Annotated in this window: 15 protein-coding genes; 5 read left to right on the top strand and 10 right to left on the bottom strand. The window is 54.3% G+C overall.

What is annotated here, in order from left to right; translation table 11 throughout:
* Positions 1-141 precede the first annotated feature (141 nt).
* Both yihI and hemN read left to right on the top strand, forming a co-directional pair.
* Positions 142-657 carry a Der GTPase-activating protein YihI gene (yihI, locus tag I6L74_RS08315; RefSeq protein ID WP_059180542.1) on the top strand — a complete coding sequence of 172 codons (516 nt, stop codon included), beginning with the start codon at positions 142-144 and terminating at the stop codon, positions 655-657.
* Positions 658-845: 188 nt separating this feature from the next.
* Positions 846-2,219, top strand: a complete 1,374-nt coding sequence (hemN, locus tag I6L74_RS08310; protein ID WP_059180543.1) for an oxygen-independent coproporphyrinogen III oxidase — start codon at positions 846-848, stop codon at positions 2,217-2,219.
* Between the two features lie 40 nt (positions 2,220-2,259).
* Here hemN and glnG read toward each other — a convergent pair whose 3' ends face one another.
* From glnG to glnA, 3 genes are all read right to left on the bottom strand, one after another.
* A complete protein-coding gene (gene glnG, locus I6L74_RS08305) occupies positions 2,260-3,672 on the bottom strand; it encodes a nitrogen regulation protein NR(I) (protein WP_015961056.1) in 1,413 nt (470 codons plus the stop codon).
* Positions 3,673-3,682: 10 nt separating this feature from the next.
* A complete protein-coding gene (glnL, locus tag I6L74_RS08300; protein ID WP_059180544.1) occupies positions 3,683-4,732 on the bottom strand; it encodes a nitrogen regulation protein NR(II) in 1,050 nt (349 codons plus the stop codon).
* A gap of 288 nt (positions 4,733-5,020) precedes the next feature.
* The gene (gene glnA / locus I6L74_RS08295; protein WP_015961054.1) at positions 5,021-6,430 is read right to left on the bottom strand and encodes a glutamate--ammonia ligase; all 1,410 of its coding nucleotides are present in this window, start codon (positions 6,428-6,430) and stop codon (positions 5,021-5,023) included.
* 389 nt (positions 6,431-6,819) lie between these two features.
* On the opposite strand from glnA, the gene typA reads away from it, so the two are divergent.
* Complete coding sequence (gene typA / locus I6L74_RS08290; protein WP_059180545.1) at positions 6,820-8,643, top strand: ribosome-dependent GTPase TypA; 1,824 nt, start codon at positions 6,820-6,822, stop codon at positions 8,641-8,643.
* 86 nt (positions 8,644-8,729) lie between these two features.
* Here typA and ompL read toward each other — a convergent pair whose 3' ends face one another.
* The 7 genes from ompL to yihU all read right to left on the bottom strand — a co-directional run bounded on the left by ompL (position 8,730) and on the right by yihU (position 17,481).
* A complete protein-coding gene (gene ompL / locus I6L74_RS08285) occupies positions 8,730-9,416 on the bottom strand; it encodes a porin OmpL (protein WP_059180546.1) in 687 nt (228 codons plus the stop codon).
* Positions 9,417-9,491: 75 nt separating this feature from the next.
* Positions 9,492-10,916, bottom strand: a complete 1,425-nt coding sequence (locus tag I6L74_RS08280; protein WP_059180547.1) for an MFS transporter — start codon at positions 10,914-10,916, stop codon at positions 9,492-9,494.
* Between the two features lie 43 nt (positions 10,917-10,959).
* Entirely contained in the window at positions 10,960-12,342 is a 1,383-nt protein-coding gene (locus tag I6L74_RS08275) for an MFS transporter (protein ID WP_059180548.1), read from the bottom strand.
* A gap of 45 nt (positions 12,343-12,387) precedes the next feature.
* Positions 12,388-14,412: an alpha-glucosidase gene (locus tag I6L74_RS08270; RefSeq protein WP_059180549.1), complete on the bottom strand. Its 2,025-nt coding sequence runs from the start codon at positions 14,410-14,412 to the stop codon at positions 12,388-12,390.
* 27 nt (positions 14,413-14,439) lie between these two features.
* Complete coding sequence (gene yihS / locus I6L74_RS08265) at positions 14,440-15,681, bottom strand: sulfoquinovose isomerase (RefSeq protein WP_059180550.1); 1,242 nt, start codon at positions 15,679-15,681, stop codon at positions 14,440-14,442.
* A gap of 14 nt (positions 15,682-15,695) precedes the next feature.
* On the bottom strand, positions 15,696-16,571 hold the full coding sequence (yihT, locus tag I6L74_RS08260; protein ID WP_059180551.1) for a sulfofructosephosphate aldolase: 876 nt from the start codon (positions 16,569-16,571) through the stop codon (positions 15,696-15,698).
* Positions 16,572-16,590: 19 nt separating this feature from the next.
* Complete coding sequence (gene yihU, locus I6L74_RS08255) at positions 16,591-17,481, bottom strand: sulfolactaldehyde 3-reductase (protein ID WP_059180552.1); 891 nt, start codon at positions 17,479-17,481, stop codon at positions 16,591-16,593.
* 168 nt (positions 17,482-17,649) lie between these two features.
* Between yihU and I6L74_RS08250 the strand changes: the two genes are divergently transcribed.
* Positions 17,650-18,546 carry a sugar kinase gene (locus I6L74_RS08250; protein WP_059180553.1) on the top strand — a complete coding sequence of 299 codons (897 nt, stop codon included), beginning with the start codon at positions 17,650-17,652 and terminating at the stop codon, positions 18,544-18,546.
* A gap of 34 nt (positions 18,547-18,580) precedes the next feature.
* Positions 18,581-19,381: a DeoR/GlpR family DNA-binding transcription regulator gene (locus I6L74_RS08245; protein ID WP_059180554.1), complete on the top strand. Its 801-nt coding sequence runs from the start codon at positions 18,581-18,583 to the stop codon at positions 19,379-19,381.
* Positions 19,382-19,435 lie beyond the last annotated feature (54 nt).

The raw sequence follows: 19,435 nt of genomic DNA, 5'->3' as shown, positions 1-19,435 counted from the left end.
ACAGGGATTGTAAAACCCGTTTAGGGTGGTGAGTCAGGAAAAAAGGCGACAGATTGCTCTGTCGCCTTTTTTCTTTGCTTGCTTTCTGCTAGATTTCGCCGCAATTCTATACTGAATAAAACGGCTTAAAGACAAGACATCATGAAAAAACCGACCTCTGCAGCGGGCGCAAAACGCCCGGCAAAAGCGCACCGCAAAACGCGTGAAGAACTGAATCAGGAAGCACGCGATCGCAAACGTGTTAAAAAGCACAGTGGGCATTCTGCGGGGAGCCGTGCGAATGGTAGCAGTGCATCAGGTTCTGCTGCACAAAACAGCAAACAGAAAGATCCGCGCATCGGCAGTAAAACGCCAATTCCACTGGGCGTGACAGACACCCCAGTCGTCAAGCAGCACAAACCTAAGAGCGAGAAACCTATGCTTTCACCGCAGGCAGAGCTGGATATGCTGGAGAATGATGAGCGCCTGGACGCGCTGCTGGAACGCCTTGAAGCAGGCGAAAAACTGAATGCTGAAGAGCAAAAATGGGTCGATGCCAAATTAGACCGTATTGATGAACTGATGCAGCAGCTCGGCCTCTCTTACGAAGATGATGAAGACGACGAAGAAGAAGAGAAGCAGGACGACCTGATGCGTCTACTGAAAGGTGGAAACTAACATTTGCACCCGGCAGGCACTATCGTCCTGCTTATAACCCTTCCGGTTATATGTTATCTGGTGTGGTTATTCGTTAAACTACGGCGGTTGTCGCGGCGACAGAGGTTGTTGCGCACCCGAATGATGACCCGCAATGGGGTTAAAACGGGCCGCCGTATACGAATGCGACACCAACGGAAGGAGTGAACATGTCTGTACCGAGCATCGACTGGGATCTGGCCCTGATCCAAAAATATAACTATTCCGGGCCGCGTTATACCTCATATCCGACTGCGCTGGAGTTTGCCGAAACGTTCAGTGAGGCTGATTTCCAGCAGGCGGTGGTGCGTTATCCTGAGCGCCCGCTTTCGCTGTATGTTCACATCCCTTTCTGCCACAAGCTCTGCTATTTTTGCGGCTGTAATAAGATCGTGACTCGCCAGCAGCATAAAGCCGACTACTATCTCGATGCGCTTGAGCAGGAAATTCTGCATCGCGCACCGCTTTTTGCTGGCCGGCATGTGAGCCAGCTGCACTGGGGCGGCGGTACGCCGACCTATCTGAACAAAGTGCAAATCAGCCGTCTGATGGATCTGCTGCGGGCAAACTTCCGGTTCGATGCTGATGCCGAAATTTCTATCGAAGTCGATCCGCGTGAAATTGAGCTGGACGTCCTTGATCACCTGCGGGCGGAAGGTTTTAACCGTCTGAGTATGGGGGTCCAGGACTTCAACAAAGAGGTTCAGCGTCTGGTTAACCGCGAGCAGGATGAAGATTTTATTTTTGCTCTGTTGAACCATGCTCGCGAAATCGGTTTTACCTCAACCAATATTGATCTGATTTATGGCCTACCGAAGCAGACGCCCGAAAGCTTTGCCTTCACGCTTAAACGAGTGGCAGAACTGAATCCCGATCGCCTGAGCGTCTTTAACTATGCGCATCTGCCAACGCTGTTTGCGGCTCAACGTAAAATTAAAGATGCCGACCTGCCGTCCGCGCAGCAGAAGCTCGATATTCTGCAAGAAACCATCACGTCACTGACGGAAACAGGCTATCAGTTTATCGGTATGGATCACTTTGCCCGCCCGGATGACGAGCTAGCGGTCGCCCAACGCGAAGGCATTTTGCATCGTAATTTCCAGGGCTACACCACTCAGGGCGACAGCGACTTGCTGGGCATGGGCGTCTCTGCCATCAGTATGATCGGCGACTGCTACGCGCAAAATCAGAAAGAGCTGAAGCAGTATTATCAGCAGGTGGATGACATCGGGAATGCGCTGTGGCGCGGGATTGCGTTAACGCGCGACGATTGTATTCGCCGTGACGTTATTAAGGCGCTTATCTGTAACTTCCGCCTCGATTTTGAGTCGGTAGAAGCGCAATGGGATCTGAAATTTGCAGACCATTTTGCCGAAGATTTACAGCTGCTCGCCCCGCTGGCGAAAGATGGGCTGGTGGATGTGACGGATAAAGAGATTCAGGTGACGCCGAAAGGGCGCTTATTAATTCGTAATATCTGCATGTGTTTTGACGCTTATCTGCGCCAGAAGGCAAGGCTGCAACAGTTCTCAAGGGTGATTTAAGTAAAAAACCGGAGGCTCAAGCCTCCGGTTTTAGCTGTACTTACTCCATTCCCAACTCTTTCAGCTTGCGGGTCAGGGTATTTCGCCCCCAACCCAGCAGTCGCGCCGCTTCCTGCTTGTGTCCTTGCGTGTGGCGAAGCGCGGTCGTCAGCAACGTACGCTCCATCTCTGGCTGTGCTTCTGACAGTAAATTTTGATGACCGGAACGCAGTGCGCGATCCGCCCATTGCGCCAGAAGTGTCGCCCAGCTGTCGGGCAATGACTGCCCGTTGCTGCTCTCTGGCGCCGTCGCTTCAAACAACTCACTCGGTAAATCCTGGATTAACACTTCCTGACCGGCTGCCATTACGGTCAGCCAGCGGCAGGTGTTTTCAAGCTGGCGCACGTTTCCGGGCCAGGCCAGGCGAGTTAATGCGGCATCTGTCTCCGGATGCAGGAGTTTGGCTTCCACGCCCAATTCGCGGGCGGCAACCTGCAAAAAGTGACGTGCCAGGCGGGGAATATCTTCACGGCGCTCGCGCAGCGGCGGCAGATGGACGCGGATCACGTTCAGGCGGTGGAACAAATCCTCACGGAATTTGCCTTCCTGCACACGCTGCTCCAGATTTTGGTGTGTCGCGGCGATAATGCGCACGTCCACTTTCACCGGCGCGTATCCACCGACGCGATAGAACTGACCATCCGCTAAAACGCGAAGCAGACGAGTCTGCACATCCATCGGCATATCACCGATTTCATCGAGGAACAGTGTCCCGCCATCGGCCTGCTCAAAGCGCCCCTGACGAACGGTGTTCGCGCCGGTAAAGGCCCCTTTCTCGTGGCCAAACAGTTCCGACTCAATTAAGTCTTTTGGAATCGCCGCCATATTCAGCGCGATAAACGGCGCTTTCGCACGCGGGCTGTGGCGGTGCAGGGCGTGAGCAACCAGCTCTTTACCGGTCCCGGACTCACCGTTAATCAGGACGCTGATGGATGAGCGCGACAAACGCCCGATGATGCGAAAGACATCCTGCATAGCAGGTGCTTCGCCAATAATATCGGTCGTTGGCCCAAAGACTGGCGCATTGCGCGGCTGCTGCTGTTCCTGATAATGACTGATCGCGCGCTCAACCAGAGCCACCGCTTCGTCGATATCAAACGGCTTGGGCAAATAATCAAACGCACCCTGCTGGTACGCGCTCACGGCCGCATCCAGATCGGAATGAGCGGTCATTATGATGACCGGCAACATCGGGTGACGCTGTTTAATTTGCTTCAGTAACGCAAGCCCGTCCATTCCCGGCATGCGAATATCAGAAAGCAGCACGTCCGGGGTTTTGGTGATGAGCGCGTCGAGCACTTCGCTACCGCTTTCAAAGGTGGTGCAGTTTAATCCTGCTCCGGTAAGCGCGCGTTCGAGCACCCAGCGTATGGAACTATCATCATCGACTACCCAGACTATCCCTCGTTGCATCGTCGTCACCTTATTTTTTTATTGGCAGGTAAACCGAAAACTCGGTATGACCCGGCCAACTGGTAAATTCAATTTTGCCGGAGTGTTGGTCGATCAAATTGCGGGCAATGGACAACCCAAGCCCGGTGCCGCCTTCGCGGCCGCTCACCATCGGGTAGAAAAGCGTATCCTGAAGATGCGACGGAATGCCCGGCCCGTTGTCCTCAACGTCGATTCTCGCCGCCAGGCGATAGCGCACGCCGTGCAGCGTCAACTGGAATGCCGTGCGGGTACGCAGGATAATTTCGCCGCCTTCGGGGCCGAGGGCCTGTAGGGCATTGCGCACGATATTGAGCAGAACTTGCTCAACCTGGTCGGGGTCATGCGGCAATTCCGGCAGGCTCGGATCGTAATCGCGAATCAGTTTGACGTTCGGCGGGAGCTCCATCGACACCAGCTTCACGACCCGCTCCGCCACTTTATGAATACTTTCCGTCACGTGCATACCCGGCTGCTGCGGCCCAAGTAATCGGTCAACCAGATTGCGCAGGCGATCGGCCTGCTCAATGATGACGTTGGTATATTCCGCCAGCGCAGGGTCCGGCAGCGCTTTGGTTAACAGCTGCGCTGCGCCCCGTAAACCGCCTAATGGGTTTTTGATTTCATGCGCAAGGCCTCTCACCAGATCGCGTGCAGCAATCTGCTGTGCATGCTGAAGCTGTTCCTGACTGAGCCGACGCAGATTATCCATCGGCGCCATTTCCAGTAAAATCAGGCCGTCCGGCAAACGTTGTGCCGTTAACGAGAGGATATGCGAGCGTCCGTCAATCACCAGGGTCACTTCGTTATCGGTAAATCCCTGACCCGCAGCCAAACTTTCCTGCATCAACGGGATATTCAGCGAAAAATAACTCAACAGTTCCGGCAAGGGTGTGCCGAATAATTTGCGTGAGCTTTGGGCGAGCAGCTGCTGCGCCGCAGGGTTGGCGTAATGGACCGCCAGCTCATCATCGACAAGTAAGATGCTGTTGATTAAAGAATTGAGGATCTGCCCAGCATCGGGCAGCGCGCCAGTTGCCATTCAGCAGTCTCCTGGAGTAGGTGCACTAATTTAGTGCAGTATAGCTTTTTCGTTGTAAAAAGCGCGTCAGATCAGTCTGTTGGTGGAGAAAAAAGCCCATCCGAAGATGGGCTGAAAGTTTCCACGGCAACAAAAATCTTCTCGCGTTTTTCTCGCCACAACGGCGTTGGCCGCCTTTGCTCACCCCAGTCACATCGTTATCTATGCGCCTGGGGATGTATGAGAGGCATTCTGCCTCTCACCAGCTGCCGCCTTGTTGCGACAAGAAATCCACCGAGTATTTATTTCTTAAACGCTGTAGTACAGCTCGAACTCAACCGGGTGTGGAGTCATGCGTACGCGGTCGTTCTCTTCGATACGCAGGCCGATGTAAGCATCGATTGCATCGTCAGTGAACACGCCGCCAGCCGTCAGGAACTCGCGGTCAGCGTCCAGCGCGTTCAGTGCTTCTTCCAGAGAACCGGCAACCTGTGGGATCTCTTTCGCTTCTTCTGGCGGCAGGTCATACAGGTTTTTATCCATGGCTTCGCCTGGATGGATTTTGTTCTTAATGCCGTCCAGACCCGCCATCAGCAGCGCTGCGAAGCACAGGTATGGGTTAGCCGCTGGATCCGGGAAACGCACTTCGATACGACGTGCTTTCGGAGATGCCACCACTGGGATACGGATAGAAGCAGAACGGTTACGTGCGGAGTAAGCCAGCATAACAGGGGCTTCATAACCCGGGACCAGACGCTTGTAGGAGTTGGTCGTTGGGTTTGCCAGGGCGTTAATCGCTTTAGCGTGCTTGATAACACCGCCGATGTAGAACAGCGCCTGCTCAGACAGACCCGCATATTTGTCACCAGAGAACAGGTTTACGCCGTTCTTGGACAGGGACATGTGGCAGTGCATACCGGAACCGTTGTCGCCAAACATAGGTTTTGGCATAAAGGTCGCGGTTTTGCCGAAGCGGTGAGCAACGTTGTGCACCACATATTTGTAAATCTGAATTTCATCCGCTTTTTTGGTCATGGTGTTAAAGCGGGTCGCGATTTCGTTCTGGCCCGCAGTGGCCACTTCGTGGTGGTGAGCTTCAACCACCAGGCCCATCTCTTCCATGATCAGACACATGGTAGAGCGGATGTCCTGTGAAGAATCGACCGGAGGAACCGGGAAGTAACCGCCTTTCACGCCAGGACGGTGACCTTTGTTGCCGCCTTCGTATTTGGTGGAGGAGTTCCATGCGCCTTCGATATCATCGATAGCGACGTGGGAACCAGAAATGGACGCACCAAAACGAATGTCGTCGAACAGGAAGAATTCTGGCTCTGGCCCAAACAGAACGGTGTCTGCAATGCCAGTGGAGCGCAGGTACTCTTCAGCGCGTTTCGCGATGGAGCGTGGGTCGCGATCGTAGCCCTGCAGCGTGCCTGGCTCAAGAATGTCGCAACGGATAATCAGGGTAGACTCTTCGTAGAACGGGTCAATGAGCGCAGTCGTTGAATCTGGCATCAGCACCATGTCGGATTCGTTAATGCCTTTCCAGCCACCGATAGAGGAGCCGTCAAACATTTTGCCTTCTTCGAAGAATTCGGCATTTACCTGGTGAGCAGGAATTGTGACGTGCTGTTCTTTGCCTTTGGTATCGGTGAAGCGCAGATCAACAAACTTCACTTCATGTTCGTTCAGCATCGTCAAAACGTGTTCAGCGGACATACTTAACTCTCCCGGATTGGTCATTGTCGTCGTGGTAACGAGGTCTTCAATTCTGTTTAAGGCTGGCGTCGTCGCCATCTTTTTGCCGTATTTTTATAAAGCGAAATCTGTGCCAACTTTCAAATTACCCCCAAAAGGCGTTATCATGCACACCATAGTGCAAACGACCTGCACCACGAACGTCACATTGCACCATTATAGTGCTTCAATGTGAACATTGAGCACCATAATGGTGCGATTTCCGTTAAAGTGCACTTTTTACGCTGCGTGAAAGCGATCACAAAGCAACTCTGCAATACTTGTTTGCGGAGGATGTTTGTGATCCTGTTTAGTCCTGCGATTAATCCGTGTACAATAACGCGCTATTTCTAAATGCCTGAGGCAAAGTTGTGATCGAAAATCTGCGTAATATCGCCATCATCGCGCACGTTGACCATGGTAAAACTACCCTGGTTGACAAGCTGCTACAGCAATCCGGTACTTTCAGCAATGAACGTGCAGAAGCCACCGAACGCGTGATGGACTCCAACGATTTGGAGAAAGAGCGTGGGATTACCATCCTCGCTAAAAACACCGCTATCAAATGGAATGACTACCGTATCAACATCGTTGATACCCCAGGGCACGCCGACTTCGGTGGTGAAGTTGAACGTGTGATGTCCATGGTAGACTCCGTTCTGCTGGTCGTTGACGCAATGGATGGCCCAATGCCGCAGACGCGCTTCGTAACCAAAAAGGCATTTGCCCATGGTTTGAAGCCAATCGTGGTTATCAACAAAGTTGACCGTCCTGGCGCGCGTCCTGACTGGGTTGTGGATCAGGTCTTCGACCTGTTCGTAAACCTGGATGCAAGCGACGAGCAACTCGATTTCCCAATCATCTATGCATCAGCATTGATGGGTATCGCGGGCAACGACCACACTGATATGGCGGAAGACATGACCCCGCTGTACCAGGCTATCGTTGACCACGTTAAAGCACCGAGCGTAGATCTTGACGGTCCGTTCCAGATGCAAATCTCCCAGCTGGATTACAACAATTACGTTGGCGTAATCGGCATCGGTCGTATCAAACGTGGCCGTGTTAAACCTAACCAGCAGATCACTCTGATCGACAGCGAAGGTAAAACACGTAACGGTAAAGTGGGTAAAGTTCTGACTCACCTCGGTCTGGAGCGTATTGAATCCACCGAAGCTGAAGCGGGCGATATCATCGCGATCACCGGTCTGGGCGAACTGAACATCTCCGACACCCTTTGCGATCCGCAAAATGTCGAAGCGCTGCCAGCGCTGTCTGTTGATGAACCAACAGTCACCATGTTCTTCAACGTCAACACCTCTCCGTTCTGTGGCAAAGAAGGTAAATATGTTACCTCTCGTCAGATTCTTGACCGCCTGAACAAAGAGCTGGTGCACAACGTGGCACTGCGTGTTGAAGAAACCGAAGATGCGGACGCGTTCCGTGTATCCGGTCGTGGTGAGCTGCACCTGTCTGTTCTTATCGAAAACATGCGTCGTGAAGGCTTCGAACTGGCTGTGTCCCGTCCGAAAGTTATCAACCGCATGATCGACGGCCGTATGCAAGAGCCGTTCGAGAACGTGACGCTGGATATCGAAGAACAGCACCAGGGTTCTGTGATGCAGGCAATGGGCGAGCGTAAGGGTGATGTTAAAGACATGATCCCTGACGGCAAAGGCCGTATTCGTCTGGATTACCTGATCCCGGCACGTGGCCTGATCGGCTTCCGTACCGAGTTCATGACCATGACGTCTGGTACAGGTCTGCTGTACTCCACGTTCAGCCACTACGATGACGTTAAACCGGGTGAAATCGGCCAGCGCCAGAACGGCGTGCTGATCTCTAACGGCCAGGGTAAAGCAGTTGCGTTCGCACTGTTCAGCCTGCAGGATCGCGGTAAGCTGTTCCTGGGTCACGGTGCAGAAGTTTACGAAGGCCAGATCATCGGTATTCACAGTCGTTCTAACGACCTGACTGTAAACTGCCTGACCGGTAAGAAACTGACCAACATGCGTGCTTCCGGTACTGACGAAGCGACCACGCTGGTTCCAGCACTGAAAATGTCTCTTGAGCAGGCTCTGGAATTTATCGATGACGACGAACTGGTAGAAGTTACCCCTACCTCCGTACGTATCCGTAAACGTCACCTGACTGAGAACGACCGTAAACGTGCGGGCCGTGGCAGCAAAGACTAATACGACGCCTGTAAAGACGCCGTATACCGGGTGGGCGTAAGCCTCGCCCGGAACGTAAAAAGCCGCTGAAATCAGCGGCTTTTTTATTAGAACGAATACCGCATCCCCAGGCGAATGCGGTACTGCTCGCGGTTGTAATCATTCCATCTGTCCAGCCACTGAAGTTCCAGATACGGCATCCAGTTCCGGTCGATTTTATAGCTAAACTTGTTGGTAATTTCCCAGTGATGATCCTTACCGTTTTTACTGTGGTAATCATTCACCCGCTGGAAATAATGCGGCTCAAAGGTATAGAACAACGAATCGGTTAATTTGAAATTCCAGTAATTGGCAAACTCATGGGTATCGTTTTTATCCATCTCGCCGTTAAAGTCAGGCGTATCATAATTATTATGGTTATAGCGATAACGAAACGTCAGATTAAACGCGTCAGTAAATTTATAATTGGTATCCAGATAAAGGGCACCTCCCGATCCATCTTTGCTGTCGTTGATTAACCCGCCGGGCTGAAAAGTGAGTTTAGCCGTCGGTTTAAATAAGGGATACCATCCTTCGATTTCGTTATAGCTGTGCTTAATTTCATCCCATTTCCCCACGTCATAGGCGTTCGTGAACATCAGACCCGCGCCCATATCAAAATTATAACCGGCTCGCAGGATCACCTCATGGCGTTCAGAGGCAGTGTTGTAGGCTTCACGTGTTTCGACATAGGCCCCCGCAAAAGCAGAGCCAGACACAGACGAAACGAGGAGTACTGTCGCTATTTTTTTCATAATTCTTCCATGTGTCAGGTACAGAAAGGCCGCCCCTCCTGATGAACAGGAAGGGAATACCGGCTGGGTTTATTGTTATAAAGTGACGGGTGAGGCTTTATTCTCGTTATTCAAGGGCGTTACGTCGCCCATTTTTTTCTTCCGTTTGCTTATCTCCTTAATAATAAGAGCGAAGCGCGCTTCATTGAGTTTATAAAAAAGTCCCATGGTGATGGCCGCAATAATGGCTAGCCCGCAGGGCCAGAGAAAGATCAGCTGACGTAACCCCAGTAGCGTGCCCGCGCTTTGTACGGCATGCGGAACATAGCCAATCTGCGTGAGCATGATGCCCGGCAGGAAACCGGCAAGCGCGGCGGAAATCTTGCGTGAAAAGGTATACCCGGTATACACCGACCCTTCGGCGCGAATCCCGGTTTTCCACTCGCCATAGTCCACGGTGTCGGGCACCAGCGCCCAGTTCAGGCTGTTGACAAAGGCGGTGCCGAAAAAGGCCATACAGGAGAAGAGCACAAACGTGGTGGAACTGCTCCCCCAGAAGAAATTCAGCACGTCGCCCACGGCCCACAGCGCCAGCCCACCCAAATAAACCTGTTTCTTACCAAAACGCTTTACCGCGCCGGGCACGAGGAAAACGCCTACCAGAATGCAGCCCATGCTGAAAAATCCCATCCACGACAGCAGATGGATATCGTTCAGCACGTACTGGGTGTAATAGACCTGGATGGCGAGCTTGATGTTAAACGCCGCCAGCGTGCAGAGATTGGCGATGCATAACACCAGCAGTGGGGGATTGCGAAAGATGGCGCAGAAGGATTTTAAAATGCTGGGTTTGTGATGAACGGGCGAAACCTCGACATAGCGTTCCTTCACCCCGCTGTAGCACCACCACATGCAGAACAGCCCGCAGGTCACAAACAGCAGAGCCGCAACGAGGTAGCCCAGCGACGGTTGGCTGACAAAGAGTGCCTGGACAGGCATAAAGCCCACCGTGCACAGCAGCAAGCCCACTGTGGCACCCCCCTGACGCCACGCGGCCAGCTGCGCCCGCTCGTTCGGGTTTTTGGTGATCGCCGGAACCATCGCCCCATAAGAACAGTTCATCAGGCTGTAGAACAACCCGAACAGCATAAACAGAACGGTCGCGAGGGCGGTTTTCACCGTCAGGTTAAAATCATTCGCCACAAACTGCGCCGTCGCCGCCAGCGCGACGGGAACGGAAGCATAGAGAATAAAAGGCCTGAACTTGCCCCGCGCGCCAATGTGACGCCGTGAATCCAGCAGCACGCCGGTCAGCATATCGGTGAACGCGGTGAAGAACTTGGCGACCAGAAAAATAATGCCGCCATAGAAGGCAGGCAGACCCAGCTCATCGGTATAAAACTTCAGCAGATACAGCGTGCCAATACACAGCATCAGGTTAGAGCCAAAATCGCCCATCCCATAGGCGCACTTCTCTCGCAGGCTCAGTTTCAGGGTTAACGGATCAGGAGTGTGATTCATAGTCGATCCTCGTAGCGCCCGTGAGAGCGCTAAGACAGTTCATTCAGGCCGGACGTTTACGCTGTTCTATCTCTTCAACGATGCGTACATACATCTTTTCGTTGAGATTATAGAAACAGCCCATCGCCACGATGGTGATCACCGCGAGGAGGCTGGGGTAGATGAAGATTAGCTGCCGCAACCCTTCAACCGTACCTGCCGACTGCACCACATTCGGTATATAGCCGATTTGCGTCAGCATAATGCCGGGGAAGAAGCCCGCCAGCGCCTGCGACACCTTGCGAAAGAAGGTAAAGCCGGTATAGACCGTCCCTTCCGAACGCACACCGGTACGCCATTCGCCGTACTCGACCGTGTCGGACACCAGCGCCCAGTTCAGGCTGTTCACAAACGCAGAACCGAAGAAAGCCAGGCACGAGAACGCAACAAAGCTGACCGAACCGCCGCCAAAGAAGTAGTTAAGAAGATCGCCTGCCACCCAGATCAGCAATCCGCTGATATAGACTTTTTTCTTACCGAAGCGACGCACGGCACCGGGCATCAAAAAGACCCCAATGAAAATGCAGCCCATGCTGAAAAAGCCCATATAGGACAGCAAAATCGGATCGTTAAGGACGTATTGGGTGTAGTAGACCTGAATGGCGAGTTTGACGTTGAACGCGCCCAGGGTACAAAGGTTGGCGATGCACAAAATAAACAGCGGTCGGTTACCCGCAATCGCCCGAAACGACTGTAACAGCCCCGGTTTATGCGTCGGGTGCGCCGGCTGTGCCTCCACGTAACGTTCTTTCACGCCGCGGTAGCACCACCACATAAAGAACAGCCCGAACAGCGAGAAGAGGGTAGCGGCAAAGATATACCCGAGCTGGTCGTTCCCCTCGATCAGGTTCATCACCGGAACAAACCCCACGGTACAGAGCAACAGACCCAGCGTCGCGCCGCCCTGTCGCCATGCAGCAAGCGAGGCGCGCTCGTCAGGGTTTTTGGTGATCGCGGGCACCATGGCGCCGTAGGAACAGTTCATCATGCTGAAGAACAAGCCATACAGCATGAACAACACCGTGGCCATCACCGTCTTGCCGGTCACCTCAAACGGCGTACCGACAAAGTTGGCGATAGCTAATAGCGTCACCGGAAACGCCGCATAAAGCACGAACGGGCGGAACTTGCCTTTTGGCCCGATTTTGCGCCGCGAGTCGAGCATGATACCGGTGCCCATATCGGTGAAGGCGGTAAAGAATTTGGCAATCAAAAAGATAATCCCGCCATACGTGCCCGGTAACCCCAGCACGTCGGTGTAAAACTTCAGCAGGTACAAGGTGCCGATATCTAACAGAATATTGGACCCTAAATCGCCCATTCCGTAGGCGAGTTTTTCTTTAAACGGCAGTCGTAGGGTTGCCGGATCGGATGCATGTTGACTCATTATTATTCTCCGTCTGCCCGCAGGTTTCCCTGCGGGCGAGCCTTATCAGAGTTGACGTAAGCGGCCAAACAGATCGGCCCATTCACTTTGCTCGCGCCAGAAGACCGGGGGTTGGCCAAGAGGCGCGGCAACGGTCACTTCGCCTCCCTGATAGCGCTCTCCGGTCCAGGCATTGACCCAGTTGTCCTGCGGCAGATACAGCGTCCAGTCGCTGCGGCCCTCTTCATACACCGGCGCAACCAGCAGATCGCGGCCAAACAGATACTGATATTTCAGCGTGTAGGTATGGGCGTCATCCTCGTAATGCAGGAAGAGCGGGCGCATCACCGGCAGGCCAGATTTGGCGTTCTGGGCTACAGCGTCTTTGATGTAAGGTTTGAGGGTCGTGAAGACGGTGGTCATACGGGCAAAATGGGCGATGGTTTCAGCATCGCTGTCAAACTGCCAGTTATCACCGGGGCGATTGCCTTCGTGGGTGCGCATCATGGGAGTAAAGGCGCTGAAATCGCACCAGCGCAACAGCAGCTCTTTACTGCGCTTCATCTCAAAGAGCGTGGTGTAACCGCCAATGTCGCTATGGTGCAGGCCGTGTCCGGTCATCGCCAGCGACAGCGCCGCCGGGATCACCGAGGCCAGACCATCGTCCAGGCTCCAGTCCACGTTCTGATCGCCTGCCCACATCATCAGGGAGTGTTTCTGGCTGCCGGTGTAACCTGCCCGCATAAAGAACAGGATCTCCCCGAGCTTGCCGGTCTCTTCCAGCGCCTCGTAGTTACATTTTGCCCACAGTGCAGGCCAGGCGTTATGCATGATCTCAGCGCTGACGCCGTTGTGCAGGAAGGTGTCGGTCGGCAGATACTCACCGAAGTCGGCCATCCAGCCACCGCACCCGAGTTCTATTAAATTCTTTTTGATGACCTCTTTGTACCAGGCGTAAGCCTCCGGATTGGTCAGATCAATAACGCCGGCATAAAACTCACCAAACTCAACGTGGTAATCCTTCCCGTCAGTGTCTTTGGTGAGATACCCGCGTTTAGAGGCCTCTTCGCACAAGTCACGGTCGCTGGCGACGTACGGGTTGATATACGAAAGGTACTGCACCCCTTCGCGCTTCCACTGCGCAATACGCTCATCCAGCTGCGGATAAAGCTCACTGTTCCACTTCCAGTTCCACATCACGCGCTTGCCGAAAGAGGTCATGCGGATGCCGGACCAGTCCTGCGCCCAGATCCCATTAACCTTGACGCCACCGTTGCGCAGGGTGTCCAGCTTTTGCTGGCAAACGTCGGTTCCGCCCTGAATCCCCAGCGTCACGCCATCGTAAACCCAGTCTGGCAGTTCAGGCTGACGGCCCAGCAGCCCCGTTAATTTTTCCAGCAGATCGATATACGTTTCTGCACATTCGAAGCGCAGCGTGGCGTTATCTTCCCAGAAGGCCAGTTCGTGGAAGTCGGGCGCGCTAAAATCAAAATTCATATAGCAGCTGTTATCAACGTGGCAGTAATACTTTTGCGTGCTGACAAAGGTTGGCTGCGGGAAGAAGGTCCAGTAATAATCGCCGCCCGCATTCTCTTTACAGTCAGCCTGCCAGGTGACATACGTCTGTTTGTTACGCCCCACGCCCTGTTCGCTGGTCCACAGCGGGAAGGGTTTGCCACGCAAATCGAAATACGAGAACTGTTCGCCACAGCCGTAGATGTGATCTTCAGGCTCTGCCGCCAGCCGCAGCCAGATGCGGTTATGGCTGGCGGCATCGTTTTTGAGTTTAATTTCAAGTCGGCCCTGATCGTCTGCCTCGACAAGCAGCGTGGCACTCACCGTATCGCCACGGGTAAAGCGAATCGCCCAGCCGTTTTGCTGGTGGGTGACGGTCGCCTCTGTCAGTGCGATTTTTTCATTCAGCTTATCTTTGATGCTGAAATTACCGCGAAACATCTCGATATCCGCCATACCGGTGCCGATCCACAGGCAGGGCGCTTCATCGGTATGGGCCAAAATTAGCCGGTTTTGCCAGCGTAACGTAAAGCCATTGTCGAGCGTGGTCAGGTTGACATCATGTAGGGTAGTCATACGATCTCCATCGTTTCGGGAGTATTGTTATTTGGCCTGGCTGTCGAGTAGCCCGGCGGCGACCGCAGGCGCAAGCCCCGGTGCCAGCGGCAGGCGAGGGATCACCAGACAGTGCAACAGATGGTAGATATCCTGTTTGCCATCCCAGACTTTGGTCGTCACTTCATTGTTGGTGTCCAGTTCCTGCCACCATGAGCCGTTTTCGTAATCCATCAGGTACTTGATGCAGTAATCCCACCATTTCTGATACCAGGCTTCGTACTGCGGATCGCCGGTGACGGTATAGAGTGCATAGGCCGTACCCATGGCCTCAACAATCGGCCAGCGCACGCGTTCACGCACAATCGGTTTACCGTCCCAGCCTACGGAATAGACAAACCCGTCGGCGCCATCAGGTGCCCAGGCGTCACGGATCGTGGCGTGGAATAAGCCTTTTGCATCTTCCAGCAGCCATTCCGGTGGGGTTTCAAAGCGTGCTTCCAGCGCGGCGCGCAGATGCAGCATCAGACGGCCCCACTCGATCCAGTGGCCCGGCGTCCCGCCATAGGCACGAAAACGGTGCGCGGGGTTATCCTTGTTGTAATCGCGGATCGGGTTCCAGTGGGTGTCGAAATGCTCATTCACGCGGTACTCACCCTTACGGGCGACGTCGTGAATAATCACTGACGCAATGCGCAGGGCACGATCGAGCCATTTACGATCGTGCGTAACGTCATAGACGATGAGAAACGCTTCGACCGCGTGCATATTGGCGTTACCGCCGCGGTAATCTTCGGTTTTGCTGAAGGCTTCGTCCCAGGATTCCAGGCACATTTGTTCCTGTTCGCTCCAGAAGTATTTCTCGATAACGGCGATGGCCTCATCAAGCAGCGGGCGCGCCTCAGGGTGACCGGTGGTGACCGCACTGGCGGCCCCCAGCAGGACGAAGAAGTGCTGATAACCCTGTTTGGAGGCATCGACCACACCTTCGTCATTCACGCAGGCGTACCAGCCGCCGTACTGCTGGTCGCGCAGCGCGCCGTTCAGGGTTTTAATGCCATGATCGACCAGCGCATACGCGCCGGGGCGGCCCATTCCGGCGGCGACCGCATAGACGTGCAGCATGCGGGCGGTGATCCACAGATGCGTGCCCATATCGCTTCGCACCTGACCGTTATTGCCCAGCCAGCCAAAACCGGTCGGGACGGCGGCGTTTTTACCAAAATCCAGAATGCGATCGGTCTCTTGTTCCAGCCAGCGGTTGTGGCTGAGAGTGTTAAACCATTTCATGTTCATGTCCTTTTCTAGCGGCGAGCCATCATTTCGTCGACGATTTCGCCCAATCGCTGCAGTTTCGGCACAGAAATATCGCGCAGCATCAGCTCGGTATCCGGCAGACCCACTACGGAAGACCACACGGCTCGTCCGGCGAGGAAGCCAGACGCCCCTGCCTGCATTGCCACGCTCACCGCGCGCGGGAACAGCTTCTCATCGACACCGGACGAGAGAATCACCCACGGCATGTTGATCTGCTCATTCAGCTTTTGCGAGGAGTTCAGCAGGGCTTGCTGTGTGCCTTTACCGTAAAGCGGCATCTCGACTTTGTAGAGATCTGCCCCGCTGTCACCCAGCTCTTTTGCCGCTTCGATAATGGCCTGCTCGCGGTCAAAAACATCACCCCGACGCGGTGGGCGCACAACGGGTTCGATAATGCTGAGCAAGCCATTCGCATGGCAAAGCTGGTTAAAATTACGCACCATCTCCAGGCGTTGCGCGGGATCTTCGTCACTGCGCCACAGCACCAGCAGCTTGAGCGCTTTGCCGCCATCGCGTTTTACCGCTTGTGCATCCACACCTTTATCAATCACCACGCTGTCGACCGGAATACCATTGCCCGGAATAAATTCGTCTGCGGCGACAATCATGGCGCAGCTTTTTGCTATCGCGTTTTGTTCCACGATCTGGTGGTAGCAGAATTGCTGATCGACCAGAATCGCCGAGGCATAGGGTGACAGAATCTTTGCCGCGTTCACTTTGAAATCGGTTAAATGCCGATCGGTCACCGGCGCAGGCACACCCGCAGCGGCAAACATCAGGCGCATCGCTTCACGCTGATCGACCGCCAGCATGGAAAAACCGCCGGAAGGTCGGGTGATATCTTTCAGGGTGTACGTCGTCATGCAATAGTCCTTTTCTTCATCAGTGTTGGTTGTTCAGCCCGGCAGATGCGCGAACCTGTTCAAGAATGGCGGTCCAGTCTTCGCGACCGCGCCCGGCGGCACGCGCCTGGTTATAAACTTCACGAGAGGCTGCGCCGAGCGGCATGGGAACGTGCAGCTGATTAGCCACGTCCAGCGCGATGCCCAGATCTTTATGCGCGAGGTCGATCATGAACGCTGGCGAAAGATCGCCTTTCAGCACTTTGTTGGGCCACGAGGTGGTGAAATGCCCTTTGCCCGCCGGCGTGCCGCTCATGACCTTAAGGGCCACATCGAAGGAGAGACCCAATGCTTCGCACAGCACGGCGGCCTCGGCGGACAACGCGTTCAGGGCAATACTCATGTAGTTATTGATAAGCTTCACGCGGATGCCCATCCCCGGGCCGCCTGCCTCGATTAACTCGTTTCCCATCGCCATCAGCACCGGGGTGGCGCGCTCAACCTGCTGCGACGTACCGCCTGCCAGTAGCAGCAGCGTTCCGGCGATTGCATGATCGGACGTCCGGCCAACAGGCGCGTCCATCATGCTAAAACCACGCTCGACCATCTCAGCGATGAGTTTGTCGGTTTGCAGCGGATGAATGGTCGACATATCAATGACCAGTGCATCACGGGATAAGCCGTCGCAAACCCCGTTCTCACCGAATAACACGGCACGGACCAGATCGCCGTTTGGCAGCATCGTGATGATAAATTCCGCCCCTCTGGCGGCATCGGCGGGCGTTGCGGCAGACGCCGCACCTTTTTCGACCAGCACCTGAACCGCCTGCGGGTTAACGTCATAAACGTGAAGCTGATGACCCTGTTTGAGCAGATTGCTCGCCATCGGCGCGCCCATTTGTCCCAGACCAATAAATGCAATCACTGACATGCCTCTCTCCTGCTAATACGTTATTGTCACAGTTTGTCTATTCGTGAGCGTTTGTGGTGTCTGTTTTTGATCGTATTTGTAATTTATAGTCAAAAAATAGACATGGGTCACTTTTTAAACATTTGATGAAATTAAAATGGTCACATCCAATTGAGGGAAGGAATCACCATGGCTCGAATCGCTTGTGTTGGCATCACCGTGCTGGATCGCATCTGGTATCTCGCTGATTTACCCAAAGAGGGAGGCAAATATGTGGCAAACAATTACACGGAAGTGGGCGGTGGTCCGGCGGCCACTGCGGCGGTGGCTGCGGCGAAACTGGGGGCCGACGTGGACTTTATTGGGCGGGTGGGCGATGACGATACCGGCAGTCGGCTCCTCGCGGAGCTGGAGTCCCTGGGAGTAAATACGCGCTTTACCCGGATTTTTAAGGGCGCGCGCTCTTCGCAATCGGCGGTGCTGGTCGATGCCAGCGGCGAACGGATTATTGCCAACTACCCGAGCCCCGATCTCCCGGAGGAAGCGGACTGGTTGCAGGATATCGACTTTTCTCAGTGGGATGTGGTGCTGGCAGACGTACGCTGGCATGACGGCGCAAAACAGGCCTTAACCCTGGCTCGTCAGCAAGGGGTTACAACGGTTCTGGATGCGGATATCACCCCGCAGGATATCGCCGAACTGGTGGCCTTAAGCGATCACGCCGCCTTTTCCGCCCCGGGCCTGCAGCGTATGACGCAAATCGCCGAGGCTGAAAGCGCCCTGAAAAAAGCACAAACGCTCACAAATGGACATGTGTACGTCACGCAGGGCAAAGACGGTTGTTATTGGCTTGAAAAGGGGGCACTGAGCCATCTGCCGGCTTTTCAGATCGACGTCGTGGATACCACTGGAGCAGGGGATGTTTTTCACGGTGCACTGGCGGTGGGACTGGCGCAGAATCAGCCCGCACAGGAAGCGGTGCGCTTTGCCAGCGCCGTCGCGGCATTAAAATGTACCCGCCCCGGCGGACGGGCGGGAATCCCCGACTGTGATCAAACCCGCTCTTTCTTGTCACTTTTTGTATAAAATGCGGGGCGTGATGGTTTTCAGAGGACAGCCCATGAGCCTTACCGAAATGACCGGTAATCCACGGCACGATCAACTGCTCACATTGATCGCCGATCGTGGCTACATGAACATTGATGAACTGGCGCAACTGCTGGATGTCTCAACGCAAACGGTGCGGCGTGATATTCGCAAGCTCAGCGAGCAAGGATTGATTACGCGCCATCACGGCGGCGCGGGGCGTGCGTCGAGTGTGGTGAATACGGCGTTTGAACAGCGTGAAGTCTCTCTGACGGAGGAGAAACGGGCAATCGCCGAAGCCATTGCTGATTACATCCCGGATGGTTCGACGATTTTCATCACCATTGGTACCACGGTGGAACATGTGGCGCGCGCCCTGCTGAATCACAACCATCTGCGCATTATCACCAACAGTCTGCGGGTGGCGCATATTCTCTATAAAAATCCGCGTTTTGAAGTGATGGTGCCGGGCGGAACGTTGCGTGCGCATAACGGCGGCATTATTGGCCCTGCCGCCACGGCTTTTGTCTCAGGTTTTCGGGCAGATTACCTGGTGACCAGCGTCGGAGCCATTGAACCCGACGGAGCAATGATGGAGTTTGACGTCAATGAAGCCAGCGTCGTAAAAACGATGATCGCCCACGCCCGGCATGTTTTACTGGCGGCCGATCATACAAAATATCAGGCCTCCGCCGCCGTTGAGATCGGTAACGTCGCCCAGGCGACCGCCTTGTTTACCGATGAGCTTCCCGGCACCGCATTGCAATCCCTTCTCAGAAACAGCCATGTTGAGCTGGTCGAAGTCAGCTCCAGCGAAGAACAGCAGGCAGGCTAATCTCCCTGACAGGCAGACCCGGTCCACACCGCACCGGGTTTTTTGCTCTCTTTC

Origin of the sequence: Lelliottia amnigena (genome assembly GCF_019047465.1) — a bacterium.
Lineage (GTDB): Bacteria > Pseudomonadota > Gammaproteobacteria > Enterobacterales > Enterobacteriaceae > Enterobacter > Enterobacter amnigenus.
This window is presented reverse-complemented; position numbering and strand designations above follow the sequence as displayed.

Excerpts from the sequence above, each read along its gene's own strand:
- yihI (WP_059180542.1), top strand. The coding sequence starts at position 142 with ATGAAAAAACCGACCTCTGCAGCGGGCGCAAAACGCCCGGCAAAAGCG.
- hemN (WP_059180543.1), top strand. The coding sequence starts at position 846 with ATGTCTGTACCGAGCATCGACTGGGATCTGGCCCTGATCCAAAAATAT.
- glnG (WP_015961056.1), bottom strand. The coding sequence starts at position 3,672 with ATGCAACGAGGGATAGTCTGGGTAGTCGATGATGATAGTTCCATACGC.
- glnL (WP_059180544.1), bottom strand. The coding sequence starts at position 4,732 with ATGGCAACTGGCGCGCTGCCCGATGCTGGGCAGATCCTCAATTCTTTA.
- glnA (WP_015961054.1), bottom strand. The coding sequence starts at position 6,430 with ATGTCCGCTGAACACGTTTTGACGATGCTGAACGAACATGAAGTGAAG.
- ompL (WP_059180546.1), bottom strand. The coding sequence starts at position 9,416 with ATGAAAAAAATAGCGACAGTACTCCTCGTTTCGTCTGTGTCTGGCTCT.
- I6L74_RS08280 (WP_059180547.1), bottom strand. The coding sequence starts at position 10,916 with ATGAATCACACTCCTGATCCGTTAACCCTGAAACTGAGCCTGCGAGAG.
- I6L74_RS08275 (WP_059180548.1), bottom strand. The coding sequence starts at position 12,342 with ATGAGTCAACATGCATCCGATCCGGCAACCCTACGACTGCCGTTTAAA.
- I6L74_RS08270 (WP_059180549.1), bottom strand. The coding sequence starts at position 14,412 with ATGACTACCCTACATGATGTCAACCTGACCACGCTCGACAATGGCTTT.
- yihS (WP_059180550.1), bottom strand. The coding sequence starts at position 15,681 with ATGAAATGGTTTAACACTCTCAGCCACAACCGCTGGCTGGAACAAGAG.
- yihT (WP_059180551.1), bottom strand. The coding sequence starts at position 16,571 with ATGACGACGTACACCCTGAAAGATATCACCCGACCTTCCGGCGGTTTT.
- yihU (WP_059180552.1), bottom strand. The coding sequence starts at position 17,481 with ATGTCAGTGATTGCATTTATTGGTCTGGGACAAATGGGCGCGCCGATG.
- I6L74_RS08250 (WP_059180553.1), top strand. The coding sequence starts at position 17,650 with ATGGCTCGAATCGCTTGTGTTGGCATCACCGTGCTGGATCGCATCTGG.
- I6L74_RS08245 (WP_059180554.1), top strand. The coding sequence starts at position 18,581 with ATGAGCCTTACCGAAATGACCGGTAATCCACGGCACGATCAACTGCTC.